The following is an 18,843-nucleotide window of genomic DNA, read 5'->3' as shown; positions in this document are numbered from 1 at the left end:
GAAAATGTGAAAAAAAGCCCTTTAAAATGAGGATTTTGAGGTATATTTCCTTAGTACAGCACTTTTAGTAGTTGCGGGAGTAAGTGCGGGTGTGCTTGGAGGAAAATTTGACTTTAAATTGCCTAAAAGATTTAATGGAGAATAATAAATATGAATTCTAAAAATTATCTATTTGATTTAAACCCTCATCTTCTCAAAGATTTTTCATTAGAAAATATAAAGGATCCTGATAAATGTAGTAAGGCGTTGTACGATGATTTATGTGAGATGTTTTTTGATGATGATTCAAAAGAAAAACTTAAAATAAGAACTGTATGTAATAAATGCCAAAACTTTGGAAATGAAGATTTTTATACTTTATTTATTGATAAGGATAAGTATTTATTATCAAGTGATTATATAGGAGCTTCTATTTATTGGGCACAAAAGGCAGGATTAAACGACCAAAAAATTATTGAAGAACATTTGGAATTTTCAGGAAGAATAGGTGGATACATTCTTTTCCCTAGAGGTGGAAATTTAGTAACCGTTAATCAGGCTAGAGGTGGATATAAAGGATATTATGACCGTTTTGATTTAACACTATATGCTATAAAAGAATGGTTTGTGGGAAATAATAATTCAAAAATAGATTATGCTATAGAGAATTACCATGAATGGTTTGAACTATTTTTTGATGATGATAATTGTAAAAATGGATTTGAGAACTTTGTCGAGTTTTTCAAGTTAGAAGGATTTATATATGAGCAAAATAAAATTATAGATTTAATTAAATCAGATTTAGAGAACAATCAGGTTGTTTTTTTAGATAAAGAAGATATTTTGATTGCTAGCACAGAAGACGAATATATAAGATATATGAAAAATCTTAATATCATTATTCTAGAAAGAACTAAAAAAATATTATTATAAAGATTTCAGCACCAGTTAAATAAAATATGCGTTTTCTTTAAAAATAAAAATAATAAAAGAGGTTACCAAAAGGGATAAATTTTCACTATTATAGTGTAGGGGGAATTTATCCTTTTGCTTTTGAGTAGAAGAGAAATCTATTCCGTTATTAAGTAAAGAATCCTACATAGCAGAAAGCTAACCATCATCATCTAGTTCAAGCTCTACGAAAGCAACTGTTAAATCTATTGGTAATATCGTATCACTTGAAAACCTCATCAAAATAGTCTATACTTTTTGTTAGCTTATAAACTAACAAAAGAGGTAGCACATGGGATATTTTGATTATTCAAGAGAGCCAAGAAGCGATATCGCTTTTATCGATATGAAGTCTTTTTATGCTAGCGTCGAATGTGTTGAGAGAGGACTACATCCTTTAAAGACTTCTTTATGTGTTATGAGTAGAGCTGATAACTCTGCAGGTCTTATCCTAGCTTCTTCACCGATATTTAAGAAAGTGTTTGGGAAATCAAACGTAGGAAGAGCATACGACCTCCCTTTTGATGTTCAAACAAGAAAGTTCTCGTACTACAATGCCAAGAGACAAGGACTGAGAACAGATCCAGAATACGTGCGATTCATTGAAGATTGGGCAAAAGTAACTTTCATCGTTCCTCCCAGAATGGATGAGTATATCGCAGTTAATATGGAAATCCAAGGCATTTTTCAAAACTACGGTAGCCCTAACGATATTTATCCTTATTCTATAGACGAGGGTTTTATCGACCTGTCTAGTTCTCTTAATTACTTCATTCCAGATAAGCAGTTGTCACGAAAGCAAAAACTTGACCTTATTTCTGCAAGTATCCAAAGGGACATCTGGAGACAAACTGGCATCTATTCAACCGTTGGTATGTCCAATGCTAACCCATTACTTGCTAAACTAGCCCTTGATAATGAAGCAAAGAAAACTCCAACCATGAGAGCTAACTGGTCCTATGAGGATGTGGAGAATAAGGTATGGTCTATTCCTAAGATGACAGATTTCTGGGGTATCGGTAAAAGAATGGAGAAACGCTTCAACACGTTAGGTATCCATTCAATCAAAGACTTGGCAAATGCAAACCCGGATATCTTGAAGAAAGAACTAGGAGTAGCTGGCCTTCGTTTATGGTTTCATGCTAATGGTATTGATGAAAGTAACGTTCATCAGCCCTACAAACCCAAATCAAAAGGTCTAGGCAACTCCCAGGTTCTCCCTAGAGACTATTTTAGACAACGTGATATTGAGATTGTCCTTAGAGAGATGGCCGAGCAAGTTGCTATCCGACTGAGAAAGATAGGAAAAAAAGCGACTGTTGTTTCTATACACCTTGGCTACTCTAAGCATGAAAACAAGCGTTCTATCAATACTCAAATGAAAATAGAACCAACGAATAACACTGACCTGCTGACAAACTATGTGTTGAAATTATTCCATAATAAATACACTTCAGGAGCAATCCGAAGTGTAGCGGTTAATTATTCTGGATTTGTAGATAAATCTTTTGGATTAATCTCACTATTCGATGATGTCGAACAAATTGAAAAAGAAGAAAGGCTCCAGACAGCAATAGATTCTATCAGAGACCAATTTGGATTTACCTCTCTACTAAAAGCTAATGCACTTGATGGTGCATCGAGAAGTATTGCCAGAAGTAGACTCATCGGAGGACATTCTGCTGGAGGATTGGATGGTTTAAAATGATTGATCGTTCCTATCTACCATTTCAAGCAGCAAGAGAATACCAAGATCCTGGGATGCAAAAGTGGATGGGATTCTTTCTGTCCGAGCATACCTCATCATTACATGCTGCTAAAAGTCGTGTTGACTTCTCAACAGACTTAAGTAAGCCTCAGAAACTCTTATTACTTTCTCAACTCTATACCAACCAACTTAAAGGTCAGTTCACCATCAAACATCGTGATAGAAAAATTACTTTATTCGGCGAAGTGAGAGAACTGTCTCGTAAAGAAATATCAATAAAGACTAGTGAAGGATATAGATTAGTTCAACTCGACAATATCCTTCAAATTCAGCTTTTGGAAAATCATATACACTAAAAAAAGCAACAGCCTATATCATGTGGTTGTTGCTTTTTAACTAGATTAACTAAAATCAACTGTAATGATTGAACCATCTTCATCAATGATAGCAGTGACAATTTCATCATCTTTATCTGCTTCATTCAATAGATTTTCAGCATAATCCTTTGCACTTGTTTCCTTAATAGTTTCTATTTTGGTTTTTTCTTCTGCCTTTAGTTCCTTATGTGTTTTATATTTATTCCAACCCCACTTACCTAAACCTACAATCACACCTCCAATAGCTGCACCAGCACTAAGCATTGCTACTTTATTTAACATATCATCTTGTTGGACATTATTGGTATCATCAACTTGGCTACTATTCTCAATTTGGGATAAAACAGCTAGAGCACCATCCTCATAACCTACTTCGTATCCCTCTTTATAACCCTCTTCATTACCTTGAATACAGCCAGCATTAAAACCATCTTCAAAGCCATCCGAATGAATATCTTCAATAAGTTGCTCTGGCCCACCATGCTCAAAAGCAAGTTCAGTTAATTTTGCGTATTCCCATTTTTGATCAGTATTATCGAGCTCGTTAAAAATTGCGGTCATTGTTATTTTCTCCTTCATCTTTATTAATTATAGTATAAAGGAAATTATTTATATTGTCGTTCACAGTTTGTGAACTTTTTTCATAATTGCAATAAATTTATTGGCGTACTTGTTGTTTATTTCAGCTAAATCATTAATTAAGGTCATCCCAATCAGTCTATTCGTAGCTCGATTTTCACTGTTATTTGGAATATTACATACATACCTTAATGCAAAATAATAATAAGCAACATCACTATACTGAGTCTTTTTTAGTTTTTCAATAATAAATAGCAAGTCTTCATCAAACTCTTTTAGAGATTCTGAATCTACATTTTCATTACCAAACTCATTACTCTCTAAGTAAAATAAATTTGATAATACTTTCTTTACATCCTTTTTGTTTCTTTTCTTTGTTCTTAAATATGATTTAAGTTGTTCTAAATCCAGTGTATCATCACTTATATTTAAAAAACATAGGCCAATAAGAAAATAAAAGCTCAAAAAATTTAACAAAAAAATTGGCTTATCGTAATTTCCAATCGATTCTTCATAGACATCTATTATAAATCCTATATCAACCGTTTCTTTCTCTTCTATTGAACCATACAGTAATTTTAAATGTTCTTCAAATGCTTTTTTATATTCTTTACTGGTCAAACTGTCTTTAAGTTTAAAAGGAATAAATATTCTATTTAACAGATGACAGCTATCTTCATCTAGACCTTTTATATAATCAAACAAAGATGGAGTAACAGTTAAATCTTCATTCAATAGTTGACTTAATGTTACTTGATAGTGTTTTGATATTTTGTTCAAAACATCTTCATCAGGAAATCGTAACCCGTTTTCATAATTAGAGATAGCACTCTTACTCGTAAAAAGAAAGTCTGCTAAATCTTCCTGAGTCTCTCCAAAAATCTTTCTTAAATGCTTTAAATTACTTGCAAAATAATCCATAACCTAAATCTCCACTAATTAATAACCTTAATACGATACACAGATATATATTGTACTATGTATCGTGTATAGCAAAATTGAAGTGCCAATCAATTATAAATCACTTAGTGCTTCCTTAGTCGTCTCTGCAGCTACGTGAGCATAAACTTCTACCATTGCAGTTCCCTTGTGTCCTAATTGTTGGGAGACTAGGAGACTATCTTTTGTTTGCTCATAAAGACGTGTCGCAAGTGTGTGTCGCAGTTTGTGAGGAGTAGTGGGTTTTCCATAGGCGGTAGATAACTTCTTCACCAAAAGCTCGACAGAACGTGTTCCAAGCCTTGCAGGCACCTTATTTTGAGTCGTTAAGAAGAATGCTTTATCAGAATCACTTGCTGCATAGCGTTCCTTCCTAATTTCTAAATATCGCTCGATATAAGGTACACCAAATGGAGCTATATTTACAACGTCCTTTTTCCCACCTTTTCGAATAACTGTAATCGTCCTTGTGGCTAGATTGACATCTTGCATATCCAGGTTCACTAGTTCAGATAAACGGACTCCAGTTGAGAGTAGAAGTGCTATAACAGCAAGATCACGCTCTTTATTTTTGACAAAGGATACCTGGGCACGTTTTGAGATTTTCTTTTCATGCTCATTATCGATATAGTCCAAGAAAGACTGTGTATCATTTAAAAAGAGTTTTTCTTTCATGTTATCAGCACGACTTGCCAAGGTATCTTTAGGTTTCTTGATTTTGACCTTAACCATGACATTTCGGTAAAAATAAGGCTCACCCTCGTCATCCTCAGTCTCTTGAGTAAGATACTTAAACAAACTTGAGAGAGCATCCTTAGTCCGAACAATGCTGACTTCAGAGATTGAACGACGCTCAGTATTTTCACGAAGATAGACAAAATAGGCTTCGATAACAGACTTTGGTAAATGGGCCAGCTCATCAATATGAACATCGGCAATCGTATCATAATCTGCATATCGTACAGTTTCACCCAATTTCTCATGATCACTAATCAACCATTCAAAAAATCGTCTATATTCCTTTAAGTACTCATACAGTGTCTTATAGCTATATGGAATAACGAGCTTTGCTTGATAATATTCCTTAACATACCAAGGCATAATCTCAAGCAACTCGTTTATATTTTTCATTAGTGTTTCTTGTTTCATATTAACCTCAAATCTAACAATTTTCTTGTTAGTAGTAGTTTATCATAACTAATATGTGTATTCAACAAATACTTGTTTTCCGAACAAATGCACCAATGTTAAATGACAGCTATCTAAATATAGACTTTATTTACATATATTCTATTTAGTAAAGATTCTTTAATTATTTTTTGAATAACCAAGAAACTTCAATTTGTTCTACCAAACTAATATGATAAAAGAAAAAAGACTATCCGATAGGTAGTCTTTTTTCAATTACTAATCAATTGTAATATTATTATCTTTCAAATAGCTTTCACAATTTTTAAATTGCGTAATATAGTAACTGTTATTATCATCTTCATATGTCAGGCAATCTACCCTATCTAGAACCTCCAATTGAGGACTTCTGGACAAATCTTTATAAATAACCATAATCATCTTATAACTTCCATCTACTCCTTGGAGTAAATAAAAAATGAAAGCCGAATCTCCATTAGGTCCGTTTGCTCTAATTTGACTAGGAACCAAGTATACTTCATTTTGAAGATTTGATGGTAATAAACCATTTGTCTCATTTTTTAAACTAATATGAGTAGCTTCAAATGTTTTAAAGTAGGGATATTGTGGATGAACTTTATCATTCTCATCATATACATAAGGTGTAAGTATATAAGTGCGCTGAATAGTACCTGATGTAACATATACTCTCAATTTCGGAATATCTATCTTTTTAACTCCACCATTCAATTCTACCGTTGCAGATTGTACTCCTTCTTGTTTCCAATTCAAGGACATGTGTGCTCTATGATCACCTTTTTTTACTATCGAAAACTGTAACAAACCAGTTGTCAAACTTAACAATAACGCTAGAAGCGGGATAATCTGTGTAAATTTTTTCTTTGAAGTTTCAAGAACGATTAGGGGTTCTCTTTTATGACCATTTAACCTTCTATAATTTGAATTAAGTAATACAATATGTTGGTTCCTTAAATGACTATTAGACCGTCTCATACTCTCTCTTTCCCATTATTCTTGTTTATCATCTAAAAACAAATATATCAAAATAGTGTGTCCAAATCAAGATGGATTAAACCATTGAAGTCCACTTATAATTTTAAACATCCCTCCTCATATACTTTAGATGGTCAATTAATATCATCTCATTTTTCATACTAGACAATATCCACTAAAAAAGTCAAACAACTATTCTTCCTAGTTAGACTCTATAATTCATTAAATTCATATTTTTTCGGGATTAATTGGGATCTGTTTACTATCCAGAATTACTGAATATTTGCCGTAAAAATTTCTTAGTTTGATTGGGAGTTTATATCTATAACGATTAAGGTATACATCTGTAAATTCTACCAATAAGTAGTCTCCATTGTCATAATCTCTAGAACCATTAGACTTGTTTGAATAGTTTCTTTTATAATCAAAATACCAAAAAGCAATTTTTAAACTGGTATCTGTTTCTTTTGGAACAGCAAACATTCCTAGTTTAGTTGACTCATCTTTATTCATTAAATCTTCAGGTTTCTCTGTAGTGTCTTTGTCATATTCATACACTACTTGTACTCTCGAACTTATACCATTCTTTGAGTGCAGACTCATAGAGGATAATATTGCAGTTTGTAAACCTATATTCTCTATCTTTAAATGAAAAGAAAATGTCTTAAAAAGAATCTCTGATAGCTTACTTGAAATTTTATTTTGCTTCTTTAAAATTTCTTCAATTTTATTTTCTACCTTTTCAAGATTCTTACTTAAGCAAGCGTCTTTATAACTCTTACTTATGCTTTCTAACTTATTGTTTTTATTTTTTGCAACAAGAATTTCGCTCCTTTGATTAGATAATCCAGTAAAACTAATAGATAAAAATTCTTCTTCTTTTTTTAAATCATCATATTCTAAATTAAGTTCTAAACCTCTATATGTATGAAGATCATATGGTTCTGTGTTATCAGATTCCTCTTCATCAGTAAGCATACTAAGAGAAAACTTTAAGAGAGGTAAACTAGTCTCTTTTCTTTCTTCTGCTGAAATCAATCTTTCATAGTTAAATGTCCAGTAGATACCTAAAACAGTAACTCCACCTCCAATAAGTGCTCCATAGTATCCTAAAATATCTGAATTTTCCAATGCTCTTTTCTCTTTAAAAAGTCCAAAGAAATACAAAATTAATGGAGTAATTAATGCGAATAAGAAAATTACTACTAACACATGAACTAAGTATTTCTTCAATATCGACTGAATCTCAAGTTTCTTAGAAAAACAATATTCATATAATATCGCAAATAAAAATAATACTAATAATACTAAAAACAAAACACCAAAAACTATCCAAATCATTTAAAAAACCTATATCTTTTCTTCTACTCAAAAAAGCTGATTTCTCAGCTTTTTAATCAATCATGGAGCTTAGTTACTTTTGAATTGCATCGCTTCACCGCTCTGCACAAATGCCCGTTGAGCATCTGTTAATTCCTCAAGTTCATCACAACCAATAAGTCCAAAGACTTCCATACCATCTGTAGTACTTACGATGTATGCTTCAAGTTCCCTAGCTTTGTCAACGTCTGACACTAAGTAAATGTTTTTTTTAGTCATTACTTCATCAGTCATTTTTCTCTCCTTCAACCCTTTATTAGTGTTTAATCTTCCCCCAATTTATCATGTTGGGCCCTGAAGGCGTATAATGGATCAAAATCTGAATCAAGTTTATTGTTGTCGTCAGCTTGTTCAGCCATCTTAGCATTTAAACTATTTTCCATCCTCCCAATACAATCCATTACCTTCCTTATCATTGTAAGGGTTTCAGAAGTAATTTTCAAGACCTCGCTTGAATTTTCATTGTCTTTAATTGTATCTGAGCTTTTCATTTTCTGCTTTAAACGTTCTTCAATTTCGTCTAAACGTAGCTCTTTCATGCTTTGTTGAGGTTCTGCAGTGGCTGATACTGGCTCTAAAGGTTTTATGCTTTCAACCGTCAAATCTTCAATTTTTGTGACGTTCATAATGACCTTAGCGCGTGCTTCTTCTTTTCCATTATGACCTGATATATAGATATAGTTGTTGCTACCAAAAAATGATTGTTGGGTAATATCATTCTTAGCTAAACTTTCAAATAGTGAATCATGACCTTCTACTAAACTGTTAGCAAAATAAATATTTCTCGTGTCTCGAAAAAGTTGGGTATTGAAAATAAATGGTCTGTTCTTAGGGAAATTATTGACGTGAGCAGAATGGAAAAAATGCTCGGTTGATAGGTAATGTACGTAAGGGACTTTGCTGAGTAGCTGAGACAAAGTGTTCGTATCCATTTGAGCCTGCTCATCAAAGAGGAAGATATCTGTAATATGGCTTGTTGGAGACGTTACTAACTCAATATCCTTTTTTAAATAGCCAGCTAGTAGAACTGCTTGTTTTTTCTCATCCTCCAGGTCTGCATGTTTGTGGGTAATCGTAATCTTAGCTTTATCTTCTAAATACGATAGAGCATTCCAAGAAATATGTGACTTAAATCCCATAATAGCTACTCTATGGTCTTTAGATTTTGCAAAGTTAGTCAGCTTATGAAAAAAGGGAGAAGCTTCAAAAGGAGATAGGACGTAGGGATCAATATAGATATTAAGCATCAGTATCACCTTCTTCTTGTTCTAGCTCTTCTAGTTCGGCGTCTTTGATTAGTGGACGCTCGTTAAACGCTTCATTCATTCTAAAAGGCATGTATTTGGCCACACGACCACCATCAGTTGCATTTTGACTTCTGATAACAACAAGAGACTTATCAATCCCTTCTTCTGCAGCAAGCTCTAGATTGAGGAAAATAATGTTATTGAGGTTCTTATAGCCACCATTTTCGATAAGCATATACTTATCTTCAATTTCTTGAATGTCGTCAAAATTATCAACGATAATCAGTAGATAACGTTTGTTGCCTTCTTCATCTAAACCATCCTCGAAACGTCCAAAGTGTTTAAAGACATTAAGCAATTTATCAAGATCGCTGGTATCACCAACGTTAGTGATATAAGGATACACATCAAAAAGATTCTTTGTACCGTCATCTTCCTTTTTATTGAGAGCTAACTGACCGATAAAGAGATATCTAGGAACATGGACTGTATACGTACGCTCTTTCTTCTTCGCCTTTTTGGCTTGCAATTCTGATTTTCGTTTCTCCATACCAGAAAGAGGACTTGCACTCTCACTCTTTTCTTGTGTCTTTGTCACTGTATACGTGAATTTCTCCAGTTTTGACGTAGGAACAAAATAGGCATAGTTTTGATTAAATTTGAAGTTCTGATAGGCATCTACGACCTTCCAGTATCGAATAGGAGAGTAGTTATCTTCTTCCCGAAGGATATCTTTCCATTTATAAGTGAAGTTTCTGCTGATCTTATTTCCTAGTAAGAGCAACATTGTTCCATGACTGTAAATAGAATAACTTGTCGCAAGAGCCCCTGGAGTATCTTCACGTTCGAACTCCCACTCTTGAACCAAGTAAAACTCTCTGAGTCGTTTTAGATGTGGTTTGATTTTAGGAATCGGTAAACCAAACTCCCTTGAAATTTGAAGGAGTTGAACATTTCGGAAAGTAGCTATAAATAGTAGGATATCCATATCTAACTGGTTTAATTGCTTACTAATTAACTCATAGTCCGTTTCTTGACTATAGTTGATTTGGATGATGTAATCTTCTTGAAGTTGCAAATGGAAAGGAAAGTCATTGTTTGGGTAAAATTGTTTCAGTAATGGTGTCGAGGCATACTTCTTATAATAGTCGTCCGAAAATCGAGAGACAGTATTCAATGTTGCTTTTCCATCGATTGTTCTTACCCCAAAACGGCGTAGTCTTTCATTGAATTTCTTAACAAAGTCTTGATAGGCTTCCAGTGCTTCTGCAGAAGGCTTTTCTCCTGTTTCAGATAATCGGACCGTTCCATCAGGCATGAGAGTGACTTCTTCCCCATTAAATTTTTTCTTTGGATAAAGTGGGAAATTGATTTTCTTAGCAATATTTTGTAACCATTTTTTATTACCTGGTGTTCTTGTCATTTGTCTAGTCCTTCTCTTCAATTTTTTGGAACCATTATACTAAACCTCATATACCTTTTTTAACCCAGTGACACCCACACACAAATTAGAACTCAAAACCAAGAGCCATATTGATATACTTCTCTAATAATGTATACTTGATAAATTGCAAGAATAAGTGCAATTTATCTTTGTCAAAAGTTTATTTGCTTCTTCTCGTATTTGGTTCTCGGTTTGTTTTGAAATAGATTGTGAACCAATCTTATAGCCAATCATAACAATAAAACTTATTACGATTAAACCTCTACTCCAACCAGAAATCGAACCTTCACTTTGTTAAACATTACTTACTTCTTTATTAGTGAAAGCCACATCATATCAAGATTAGTTTGGAGATTTTATCACTGGAAAAATATGATTAACTACAAATTATGGTATACTAATGATAATAAATTGTTATCGGTAGGAGAATACTATGGAAAAGACACCAATAATTACGTTAAATAGTGAAGAAAAAGATTTTTTGTTCACTATTGATTCTAGGATTAAATCAATACTGCTTGAACTACCAGTACAATATCATGAGATACTTCAAGTGGTGAATGGGAGTCGTTTCAGACCGTTGTTAACATATTATGGTTATAAGTTGTTTTCTGAGAATCTAAATGAAAAAGTTTACAAATCTGCAATAGCTATTGAGTTAATTCATAAATCCTCTATTATTATTGATGATATTATAGATCAAGACGATAAAAGACATAGCATATACACAGTACATAAGCAATATTCTATTGATGAAGCCTTAGTAATCACAGTTTTTTTATTAGGAAAGTGTATTGAATTATTATCTGAAATTGATGATTCTACGATTAGGATATTTAGCCAAATAATTATTAGAATGTGTCAGGGAACAATACAAGAATTAAATATTGATATTAATGTAAGTATTGATAAAATAAAAGAAATTTTAGATAACCAAACTTCACAAGTTATTCAAAATTGTTTAGTGATTGGCATGAAATCATATGATCCTGAATTAGACAATCAACATTTAGCAATTATTGGTTATAAATTAGGCTACTTATTTCAATTACTAAATGATTGCGAAGCATACTTTAATCCTGAGTTCACTGTAAAATACAAAGGGAATCATAATTTTGATATTAATAAAAGTAGGAAAAATTTATGTTACGTTTACCTTGAACAGTTTCTCTCTAATAAAGAAAAATTGAGACTTCAGAATAAAGATAAGGTGACTAATATAGAAATTTTATTGAATAAATATAGTGTGTTAAAACATATAAAAAATGAAGTTTCGTTAATTGAGTTTGATATTAAAAAACAATGTGAAGTTTTAGAAAAAAATCACTCTATGGAAAGGTTAAATTATTTTATTGATTATTCAATTAAATTAGCGAAGGTGAGAGCGGGGATTTATTAAAATAAAAGAGCAGAGATTGGAATTCTCTGCTCTTTTAACAACACTAATTTTGTGATAAAAATGGTTGAAGTAACCTATATAGATTTATCAAAATGGGGACGTAACCTATCGGATTGAGTGTTTTTCCATTGAATAACTGTGGAAAGTTTGGGGAATCTTTATAGAGTTTAAATAGTTCAATATAATCTTTATTAAGTTGTTTATTACTGTAATCAGTAATATCATATTCCTTTAGTTGCATTCTTTTTATTTTTTTTATTATCTCTTTAATATATTTCTTCCAAATATAGTCAAAAATTAAATAACCAAAGCCAATCAGTATAAAAATTATTCCCCAAGTAATTATAAATACTAGGTTATTAGGTGTATCTATTATTAATGTATTTCCGGTAAATTTAATAGCAGATAGTGGAGTGGTTAAATAGAATAGAGCAGTATAAGCAATACCTAAAATTCCAAAATAATTACTAAATGAACTCATACTATCGGTAAATTTAACTATCCAATCACATTCAGATGGATTATGCAGGGAAATTGGTACTAATGAAATAAACTCTAATTTTGAAATTTTCCTTAATGTGAGAATATAAAGTATATACTTTAAATACAGTTGTATTGCAATAAATACAGTTAGAATTAAAGTAATTGCACCATAGATTGTAATTAGCTCCTGCAAGATAAGAACCTTTAATAATACTAGAGAAATGAAATAAATTAAACCAATTACAAAACAAATAGATATATTATACCATTTGTTTAGATAACTATTATTTTTACTGAATATTGGAAATAGTGGAAGATTATTGACTTTAGTACCTGAAATAGATGTTTTAAGGATTATTTCTTTTTTCATTAAATTTTGATATGTGATAATCTGGGCTAACAATAGAGAATTTACCCCAAAAACATATATATAATTGTATTTTAATGATGAATCAAAAATTGATACTATAATTCCAATAAAAACCCACCAAGTAAAAATAATTGTCCAAAAACATTTTTGAGATAAAATTTTATCAATTATTTTTATTTCCATAGTATTCTCCTACCGATAACAATTTATTATCACTATACGAAACACTCAAATAGGTTTATAATAGCATGATTATTGATAAAGGAGATTTTTATGGATTATAAACTTATTTCTACTTACTTAGATTATTGCAAAACTCATAAGCGTTTGAGTTCACACACGATTCGCGCTTATAAGAATGATCTTATGCAATTTTATAACTCAGACTATGATAATGTCGAATCCTATATAGAACAGTTGACACGATCTAACATAAAAACGAATACATTAAGAAGAAAAATTGCTTGTATGAAGGTGTTTTATAACTATCTAAAATACCAGAACATAATTGAAGAGAATCCCTTCAATCAATTGCGCTTTCAATTTAGAACTGAAAAAGTATTGCCTAAAACGATTCCGTATGACATTCTGAAAAACATTTTTATATATTTAGAACGGAAAGTAATTGTATCTAAAACTGACTATCAAAAACAACACGCTGAAAGAAATCTACTAATTATTTCACTTTTACTTTCAACAGGCATCAGAATTTCTGAACTTTGCCACATTCATCTCAAAGACATTAATCTGTCCAATAAGACACTCCATATTATAGGAAAGGGTAAGAAAGAACGTATCCTATTTTTAGGAGATCAAAAAACATTCAATTTATTAGAAACATATATAAATAAAACAAGAAATGAATCCAATGATTTCTTGTTCCCAGGGAAACATTCACTTAAACCATTGTCAGAGCAAAGTGTACGTTTAGTAATAAAGAGAATCGTTGAACGAAATAACTTTTCTAGAACTATTACACCGCATATGTTTAGACATAGCTTTGCGACAATGCTTCTAGATAGTGATGTAGATATTCGATATATTCAACAAATTCTTGGACATAGTTCTATATCAATCACACAAATCTATACTCACGTATCTCATTCAAAACAAAAAGAAATACTTAGTTCTTTTAATCCCGTATCAGTAATTCATTCTGAAATCGAGTAAGAGACATTTCCAAAGTCTACTGTTCACTTCATCTTAAATTAATTTTTGTAGTTCGACTTTAGTTAATAGATTTTATACTCAACAAAAGCAAAAAACATATAAAACTTCACTTTGAATCAGCATTTATACTATATTCCGTATTAAGGACTCCATAATTGTTTTTCTAAAATACATCTTTCAAATATCCTTAAATATAATAAAAAAAGATGGGCAAAATCTCAATTCCTGAAGAAAATGGAGTAAATCTTCCCACAAGAAAACGCATAATTTCAAGTTTTTCAACACCTGATACTATGCGTTTTTTGGTTCTAAAAAATTTTCGCCCACTTTAAACAACTAACAAAAGTTATAAGTAGACTATATTTTAAAATTTTTGTTCTAACAACCATTTCAATTAGTTAAATCTTTAAATCTTTCTTCTCCAGATTTAAGCATATCCTTTTCTACCTGACTCCACTCTCCAAACAATAATTCATGAAGAACAGCTGCTGCTGACATTTCATCATCTCTCGAATCGTAAACACAGGTCCTATCTCGTTGATAGATTTGGATTTGTTCAAAGATACCTAATTGCTCCAGCTGGTGGGTATTCTCAACTAGATTGTTCACTATCAGATCATGATGTTCTTTTGGAGTTGCGCGTGCTTGATTTGGATTGATAGCGTACAGTTCTTCGTATCGGATAAGGGTGCTCAGATAGGACAGCTTAGGCTTTGTCGCAATCAAGGCTAATTGTACTTCATATCCCTTACTTTTCAAGAGTTGTGCTGTTTCCTTTGGAACGTCAATCGTTCGTAAAGTTCCCTCTATCAAAAGATTGTATCCCAAATGACTCAATTCTGTTACTAAAGACTCTACCATTTTGCCTGCAAAATCTTTGGTGTATTCAACACTGTCTTTGCCATATTCTTGCTGCAGTTCTAAATAGTGTGGATGCTGAGAACGAAAACTATCGCCATCTATGATAACAATATTTCCTTGAAATTCTTTCTGTTTAATACGATGAATTGTAGTCTTACCGGCACCACTTTGCCCTCCAAGCAAAATCGCTATAGGTTGCTTACTGGACTTTTTTCCTCTTGTCAGAGAACGAAGATTCCTTGCTAAAGCATGTTTGAATTCGCTACCAGTATAATCTTGGATTTCCATTAGGCTACCATCCGTTTTTCAGATATCTCTAACATACGTTCAATTCCATCCAAATAGCCGCTATATCTCTCTATTTCATCAAAAGTTTCTACTAAATAGATATTCGTATGAATCAAGTCAGATAGATCATTACTCATTAAAATCCAAGGATTAGATTCATCATCAATGCTAATTCCCTGACTATCTTGATAACGATAGAGTCGAGATAGTAGATTAGCACCTCTTTCTTTCACAATTTCAATTTTTAAAGTCAATTCATAATCTTCAACAGGATTGAGCATTTTATCTTCTCCTACAATATCGACATAAGATACATTAAACTTCTGACAAATGATGTCTATTAGTTCTGTAGATACTGAACTAGTTCCATTTTCATAACGGCTCAAGCTATTTCGAGAAATTCCTATAATTCGGGCAAATTCGGGTTGTGTTAAGCCATATGTTTTACGTAAGGATTTTATGTTTTTTCCAATCATAGCAAACTCCTTTTATTTGATACCACCATTATAACATTTAGAAAAAGCAAATGCACCATTTTTGGTGCGTTATTGACTATTTTTCCTAAATCTCTCTAAATTCTTCTCTAATTGTTCCTTATGAAGTTGATTCTTAGCTTCCTTTAATGTGTCGTCCAAAGTTTCTTCTCTATAAGTTGATTCTCTTTTAAGTTGTTCGGTTTCTTGATTTGGAGTGAAAATGATATCTATCAGTAGGTCTATTTTTTCAAGATCTGGGACGGACATATCAGATAGTCGATGAATTAGCTTCTTAAATATGTCACCATTGTCTTGGTTTTTCTAAAAAAATGTTGTAAACATCTATAATCTCTCAAAAAAGCAGCCTATCAGGACTGCTTAGTATAATTCGGAAATCGCATCATAAATGGACTGCAATTTCTTAGATTCTCTTTTGCGGCCTTGACTTCTTTATCAATCATTAGGTCATTTGAGCCGGCCACTTGTTGGATAGTGTCTAAAGCTTGTTTGAGTTCTTCTTCATCCTGACCAAAGACACCAATCAAGAAGACTGTTTGAAACAGTTTATCTCCTGTCTCTGTCATGGTTTTTAATAGCTCCTCAGCTTCATCGATATTGCTTTCTAATACATGACCTACTTTTTCCAAATAGATACCTGTACGAGCTAGTTTTTGTTGTTCCCCAATCTTTTGGGATTCCATCAAGGTCTTCTTTGTTCGTAGTTTCTTCATGGCATCTGCTTTGGTCGAACTTTGTGCATGGAGACTCATAATCTTTTGATACAAATGATTCAATTCACTTGGATAGTGAAACTCTCCCGCAAACATTTTTCTGGTTAACTCAATCCAGCTGATATTTCTTTCAGTCAAAATAATGGACAAGTTCTCCCAAAATTGTTCAGCCATATTGCTTCTCCTTTAGCTAGATAAATAATGTGTTTGTGCCATGTAAATCAATTGTTTCGTATCTCTTGGCAATAGAGCTCTAGCCTCTTCCAAATTCAGATTTGGATAAACTCGCTTATTTGAAACCGCAAGAGGAAGTCTGATGGTTAGTTCAGGATTTTTTAAAATCATCTCAACGAAATCCGTTAATCTTAGATTGTCACGGTTCTTAAATCGTAATAAATTGGGAGATAAATACTCAAAACAATCTGAAGAATAGCTCATCATTTCAATTAATTTGTCCTTTGTCATTTCAGAAATAGAATGAGGAGTGACCTCTATGCCATACTTTTGAAAGAAATCCAAAAGAAGTTGATTTCTTTGGCTATTTTTACTTAGATAGAGATCAATCATGAGAGACCTCCAAAAGATTCGGTTCCCTTTGATATTCTGAGACGATTAAGGAAACTAATAAATTTGGAAGTTAATCGGTTTATTGTCTTCATCATAAGCTTTTACAGTTACTTGGGTTGTAAGTATTCCCTCTTTTCCCTCGGCTCGATAGCCTTGTCCATATAAAACAAAAACAAGATTTTGATGATCATCTACAAAGGCATCAGCTCCGTTCTTTATATCCTGACTTTCAAGGAATTCCATAATGTTTTGAAGATAAGATTCATAAAATAGTGGGTAGTTGTATTTTTTATGGTAATCATCTAAAAATGTCACTTCAAACTCACATGGATAATTGGGCATCAAAAATAATTGTTCATCCAGCTGTTATTTTATTATTTATCTTACCTATTATATAGAAGAAAAATAGTTTTATTTGTAGCTCACAAAATCAAGAAAAATTCCTTCTATTTTCTATTATGCTTTTTTTATTTTATTCTAGACTACTTTTTCTGACCAACTTAAAAAGTTAACGCGTCACTCTCATTCTCGCTTTAAACTTTTCAAAATTGAAAGAAATATGTGTAAAAAACAACATAATATCATAAACGAAAGGAAAATATTCTTTTATGATAAAAAAACATAGCGAAAAAGATCTCATTAATAATGAGCAACATATCTATGATTGTTTTTCCAAAACGACCGCTTTCTTAGGATTAGATAGAGTTGAAGTTAGCATAAAAGGAAAAATAAAGTTCGACGGAACCAAGTTACAAATTTTCTCAAATAATGATAAAAAACTCACTGTTATAAAATATATTGATTCACGATATGAATATATGTGATAATTACAGCACATATTGAAAATGAACAAAATAGTTTTGGAGGTATTGATCAATTTATCATAATTGATTCAATTTCTGAATCGCAAAGTGAACTATCTGAGCACTTTTTTGATAATCAAAAGAAATTAGGATTCTCACATCCCAAATCATATGCAAAATGTTATGTATACGGAAAAGTCATTCATATATTCGAAAAAATAATTCTAATTGGATTGAACTTATTGTTAAGGACAATTTTGACTTCACAGTCAAACTCCAATATAGTAAAAAAATGCGAGTATCAGATATAAATTATGATGTAGGTGACAATCTATTCATATATGCTTTAATTATTTCAAGCGAAAAAACAATAAATCAAAAAAAAACGTTCATATTTCAATCTCATAGTAGATGACATGATAAACAAAACCAGTCTAAAATAGAAAAACCAAAAAAACTGCCAAATTTATTTTTGGCAGTTTTTTTGGTAGGGAACCTATTAATTCAAACAGTTTCTCATAATCGCTTATCGCAATAAAAAACCGATATAGTAGGATTCCGCAATTAAATAGCTATATGACTATTATTTAAGACTAATTATATCTCCCGCATTTACTAATAACAGTAAAGTGCTTCTTCAGAAAAACTTATATTAAATTCGTATTAAGCATATAGTAAACATACTAAGATTAGTAGTGAAGAAATCTCCGACAAGAGAGAGTACTCACTACTTTTTCTTTGTATTGAAGTAGTGGTGTCTTGTTAAGTCGTGACTTCTTTTGGCGCTAGACGTTGCTTGATAAACTGGCAAGACACCTTGTTTTAGGTGGAGTTTGATCAAAGTATGTGGGACGCTAAACGTCGCGTATTGAGAATAAAATCACTAAAACATGGAATTATTCAAGACAAAAGAGATAATGTCATGCGTGCAGTATTTGGAATTGATGTA

18 protein-coding genes and 4 pseudogenes are annotated in these 18,843 nt (G+C 32.0%); 5 read left to right on the top strand and 17 right to left on the bottom strand.

What is annotated here, in order from left to right; translation table 11 throughout:
- Positions 1-150: 150 nt before the first annotated feature.
- From HMPREF2637_RS04855 to HMPREF2637_RS04845, 3 genes are all read left to right on the top strand, one after another.
- The gene (locus HMPREF2637_RS04855; RefSeq protein ID WP_070839309.1) at positions 151-912 is read left to right on the top strand and encodes a DUF6994 family protein; all 762 of its coding nucleotides are present in this window, start codon (positions 151-153) and stop codon (positions 910-912) included.
- A 310-nt stretch (positions 913-1,222) separates the two neighbouring features.
- Positions 1,223-2,638, top strand: a complete 1,416-nt coding sequence (locus HMPREF2637_RS04850; RefSeq protein ID WP_070839306.1) for a Y-family DNA polymerase — start codon at positions 1,223-1,225, stop codon at positions 2,636-2,638.
- Positions 2,635-2,994 (top strand): hypothetical protein, encoded by a 360-nt coding sequence (locus HMPREF2637_RS04845; protein ID WP_070839304.1) that lies wholly within the window; start codon positions 2,635-2,637, stop codon positions 2,992-2,994. Before HMPREF2637_RS04850 ends, HMPREF2637_RS04845 begins: the two co-directional genes overlap by 4 nt.
- A gap of 45 nt (positions 2,995-3,039) precedes the next feature.
- Here the strand turns inward: HMPREF2637_RS04845 and HMPREF2637_RS11530 are convergent, their stop codons facing one another.
- The 9 genes and pseudogenes from HMPREF2637_RS11530 to HMPREF2637_RS10845 all read right to left on the bottom strand — a co-directional run.
- On the bottom strand, positions 3,040-3,576 hold the full coding sequence (locus tag HMPREF2637_RS11530; RefSeq protein ID WP_256315872.1) for a DUF2570 family protein: 537 nt from the start codon (positions 3,574-3,576) through the stop codon (positions 3,040-3,042).
- Positions 3,577-3,636: 60 nt separating this feature from the next.
- Positions 3,637-4,515, bottom strand: a complete 879-nt coding sequence (locus HMPREF2637_RS04835) for a helix-turn-helix domain-containing protein (RefSeq protein ID WP_070839301.1) — start codon at positions 4,513-4,515, stop codon at positions 3,637-3,639.
- A gap of 93 nt (positions 4,516-4,608) precedes the next feature.
- Positions 4,609-5,682 carry a tyrosine recombinase XerS gene (gene xerS / locus HMPREF2637_RS04830; protein ID WP_070839297.1) on the bottom strand — a complete coding sequence of 358 codons (1,074 nt, stop codon included), beginning with the start codon at positions 5,680-5,682 and terminating at the stop codon, positions 4,609-4,611.
- A 258-nt stretch (positions 5,683-5,940) separates the two neighbouring features.
- A complete protein-coding gene (locus HMPREF2637_RS04825; protein WP_070839294.1) occupies positions 5,941-6,675 on the bottom strand; it encodes a hypothetical protein in 735 nt (244 codons plus the stop codon).
- 228 nt (positions 6,676-6,903) lie between these two features.
- On the bottom strand, positions 6,904-8,016 hold the full coding sequence (locus tag HMPREF2637_RS04820) for a hypothetical protein (protein WP_070839292.1): 1,113 nt from the start codon (positions 8,014-8,016) through the stop codon (positions 6,904-6,906).
- Positions 8,017-8,085: 69 nt separating this feature from the next.
- Entirely contained in the window at positions 8,086-8,289 is a 204-nt protein-coding gene (locus tag HMPREF2637_RS04815; RefSeq protein WP_070839290.1) for a hypothetical protein, read from the bottom strand.
- 29 nt (positions 8,290-8,318) lie between these two features.
- On the bottom strand, positions 8,319-9,194 hold the full coding sequence (locus HMPREF2637_RS04810; protein WP_256315868.1) for a hypothetical protein: 876 nt from the start codon (positions 9,192-9,194) through the stop codon (positions 8,319-8,321).
- Positions 9,195-9,294: 100 nt separating this feature from the next.
- Complete coding sequence (locus HMPREF2637_RS04805; protein ID WP_070839284.1) at positions 9,295-10,725, bottom strand: hypothetical protein; 1,431 nt, start codon at positions 10,723-10,725, stop codon at positions 9,295-9,297.
- 168 nt (positions 10,726-10,893) lie between these two features.
- Positions 10,894-11,048 (bottom strand): annotated as a pseudogene (locus HMPREF2637_RS10845) (peptidylprolyl isomerase); the annotation flags it as partial.
- 131 nt (positions 11,049-11,179) lie between these two features.
- Between HMPREF2637_RS10845 and HMPREF2637_RS04800 the strand changes: the two are divergent.
- Positions 11,180-12,145 (top strand): polyprenyl synthetase family protein, encoded by a 966-nt coding sequence (locus HMPREF2637_RS04800; RefSeq protein WP_070839281.1) that lies wholly within the window; start codon positions 11,180-11,182, stop codon positions 12,143-12,145.
- A 43-nt stretch (positions 12,146-12,188) separates the two neighbouring features.
- Here the strand turns inward: HMPREF2637_RS04800 and HMPREF2637_RS04795 are convergent, their stop codons facing one another.
- Complete coding sequence (locus tag HMPREF2637_RS04795; protein ID WP_070839278.1) at positions 12,189-13,181, bottom strand: hypothetical protein; 993 nt, start codon at positions 13,179-13,181, stop codon at positions 12,189-12,191.
- A 90-nt stretch (positions 13,182-13,271) separates the two neighbouring features.
- Here HMPREF2637_RS04795 and HMPREF2637_RS04790 point away from each other — a divergent pair, with 90 nt between their 5' ends.
- Entirely contained in the window at positions 13,272-14,168 is an 897-nt protein-coding gene (locus tag HMPREF2637_RS04790) for a tyrosine-type recombinase/integrase (RefSeq protein WP_070839271.1), read from the top strand.
- A gap of 390 nt (positions 14,169-14,558) precedes the next feature.
- Here the strand turns inward: HMPREF2637_RS04790 and pezT are convergent, their stop codons facing one another.
- From pezT to HMPREF2637_RS11280, 7 genes and pseudogenes are all read right to left on the bottom strand, one after another.
- Positions 14,559-15,317: a type II toxin-antitoxin system toxin PezT gene (pezT, locus tag HMPREF2637_RS04785; RefSeq protein ID WP_070839269.1), complete on the bottom strand. Its 759-nt coding sequence runs from the start codon at positions 15,315-15,317 to the stop codon at positions 14,559-14,561.
- Positions 15,317-15,793: a type II toxin-antitoxin system antitoxin PezA gene (gene pezA / locus HMPREF2637_RS04780; protein WP_070839266.1), complete on the bottom strand. Its 477-nt coding sequence runs from the start codon at positions 15,791-15,793 to the stop codon at positions 15,317-15,319. The genes pezT and pezA overlap by 1 nt, the downstream gene beginning before the upstream one ends.
- A 69-nt stretch (positions 15,794-15,862) precedes the next feature.
- A complete protein-coding gene (locus HMPREF2637_RS04775; protein ID WP_256315921.1) occupies positions 15,863-16,093 on the bottom strand; it encodes a hypothetical protein in 231 nt (76 codons plus the stop codon).
- A gap of 104 nt (positions 16,094-16,197) precedes the next feature.
- Positions 16,198-16,566: pseudogene (locus tag HMPREF2637_RS11525) on the bottom strand (hypothetical protein); the annotation flags it as partial.
- Positions 16,564-16,698 (bottom strand): annotated as a pseudogene (locus tag HMPREF2637_RS11520) (transcriptional regulator); the annotation flags it as partial. The pseudogenes HMPREF2637_RS11525 and HMPREF2637_RS11520, both read right to left, overlap by 3 nt.
- Positions 16,699-16,710: 12 nt before the next feature.
- Positions 16,711-17,091 (bottom strand): thioredoxin domain-containing protein, encoded by a 381-nt coding sequence (locus tag HMPREF2637_RS04765; RefSeq protein ID WP_070839262.1) that lies wholly within the window; start codon positions 17,089-17,091, stop codon positions 16,711-16,713.
- Positions 17,084-17,457 (bottom strand): annotated as a pseudogene (locus HMPREF2637_RS11280) (hypothetical protein); the annotation flags it as partial. The pseudogene HMPREF2637_RS11280 and the gene HMPREF2637_RS04765, both read right to left, overlap by 8 nt.
- Positions 17,458-18,843: the final 1,386 nt, after the last annotated feature.

Source organism: Streptococcus sp. HMSC065H07, assembly GCF_001837325.1.
GTDB classification, from domain to species: domain Bacteria; phylum Bacillota; class Bacilli; order Lactobacillales; family Streptococcaceae; genus Streptococcus; species Streptococcus salivarius_H.
Note: the sequence above shows the minus strand (reverse complement) of the source record. Positions and strands in the feature narration are given on the sequence as shown.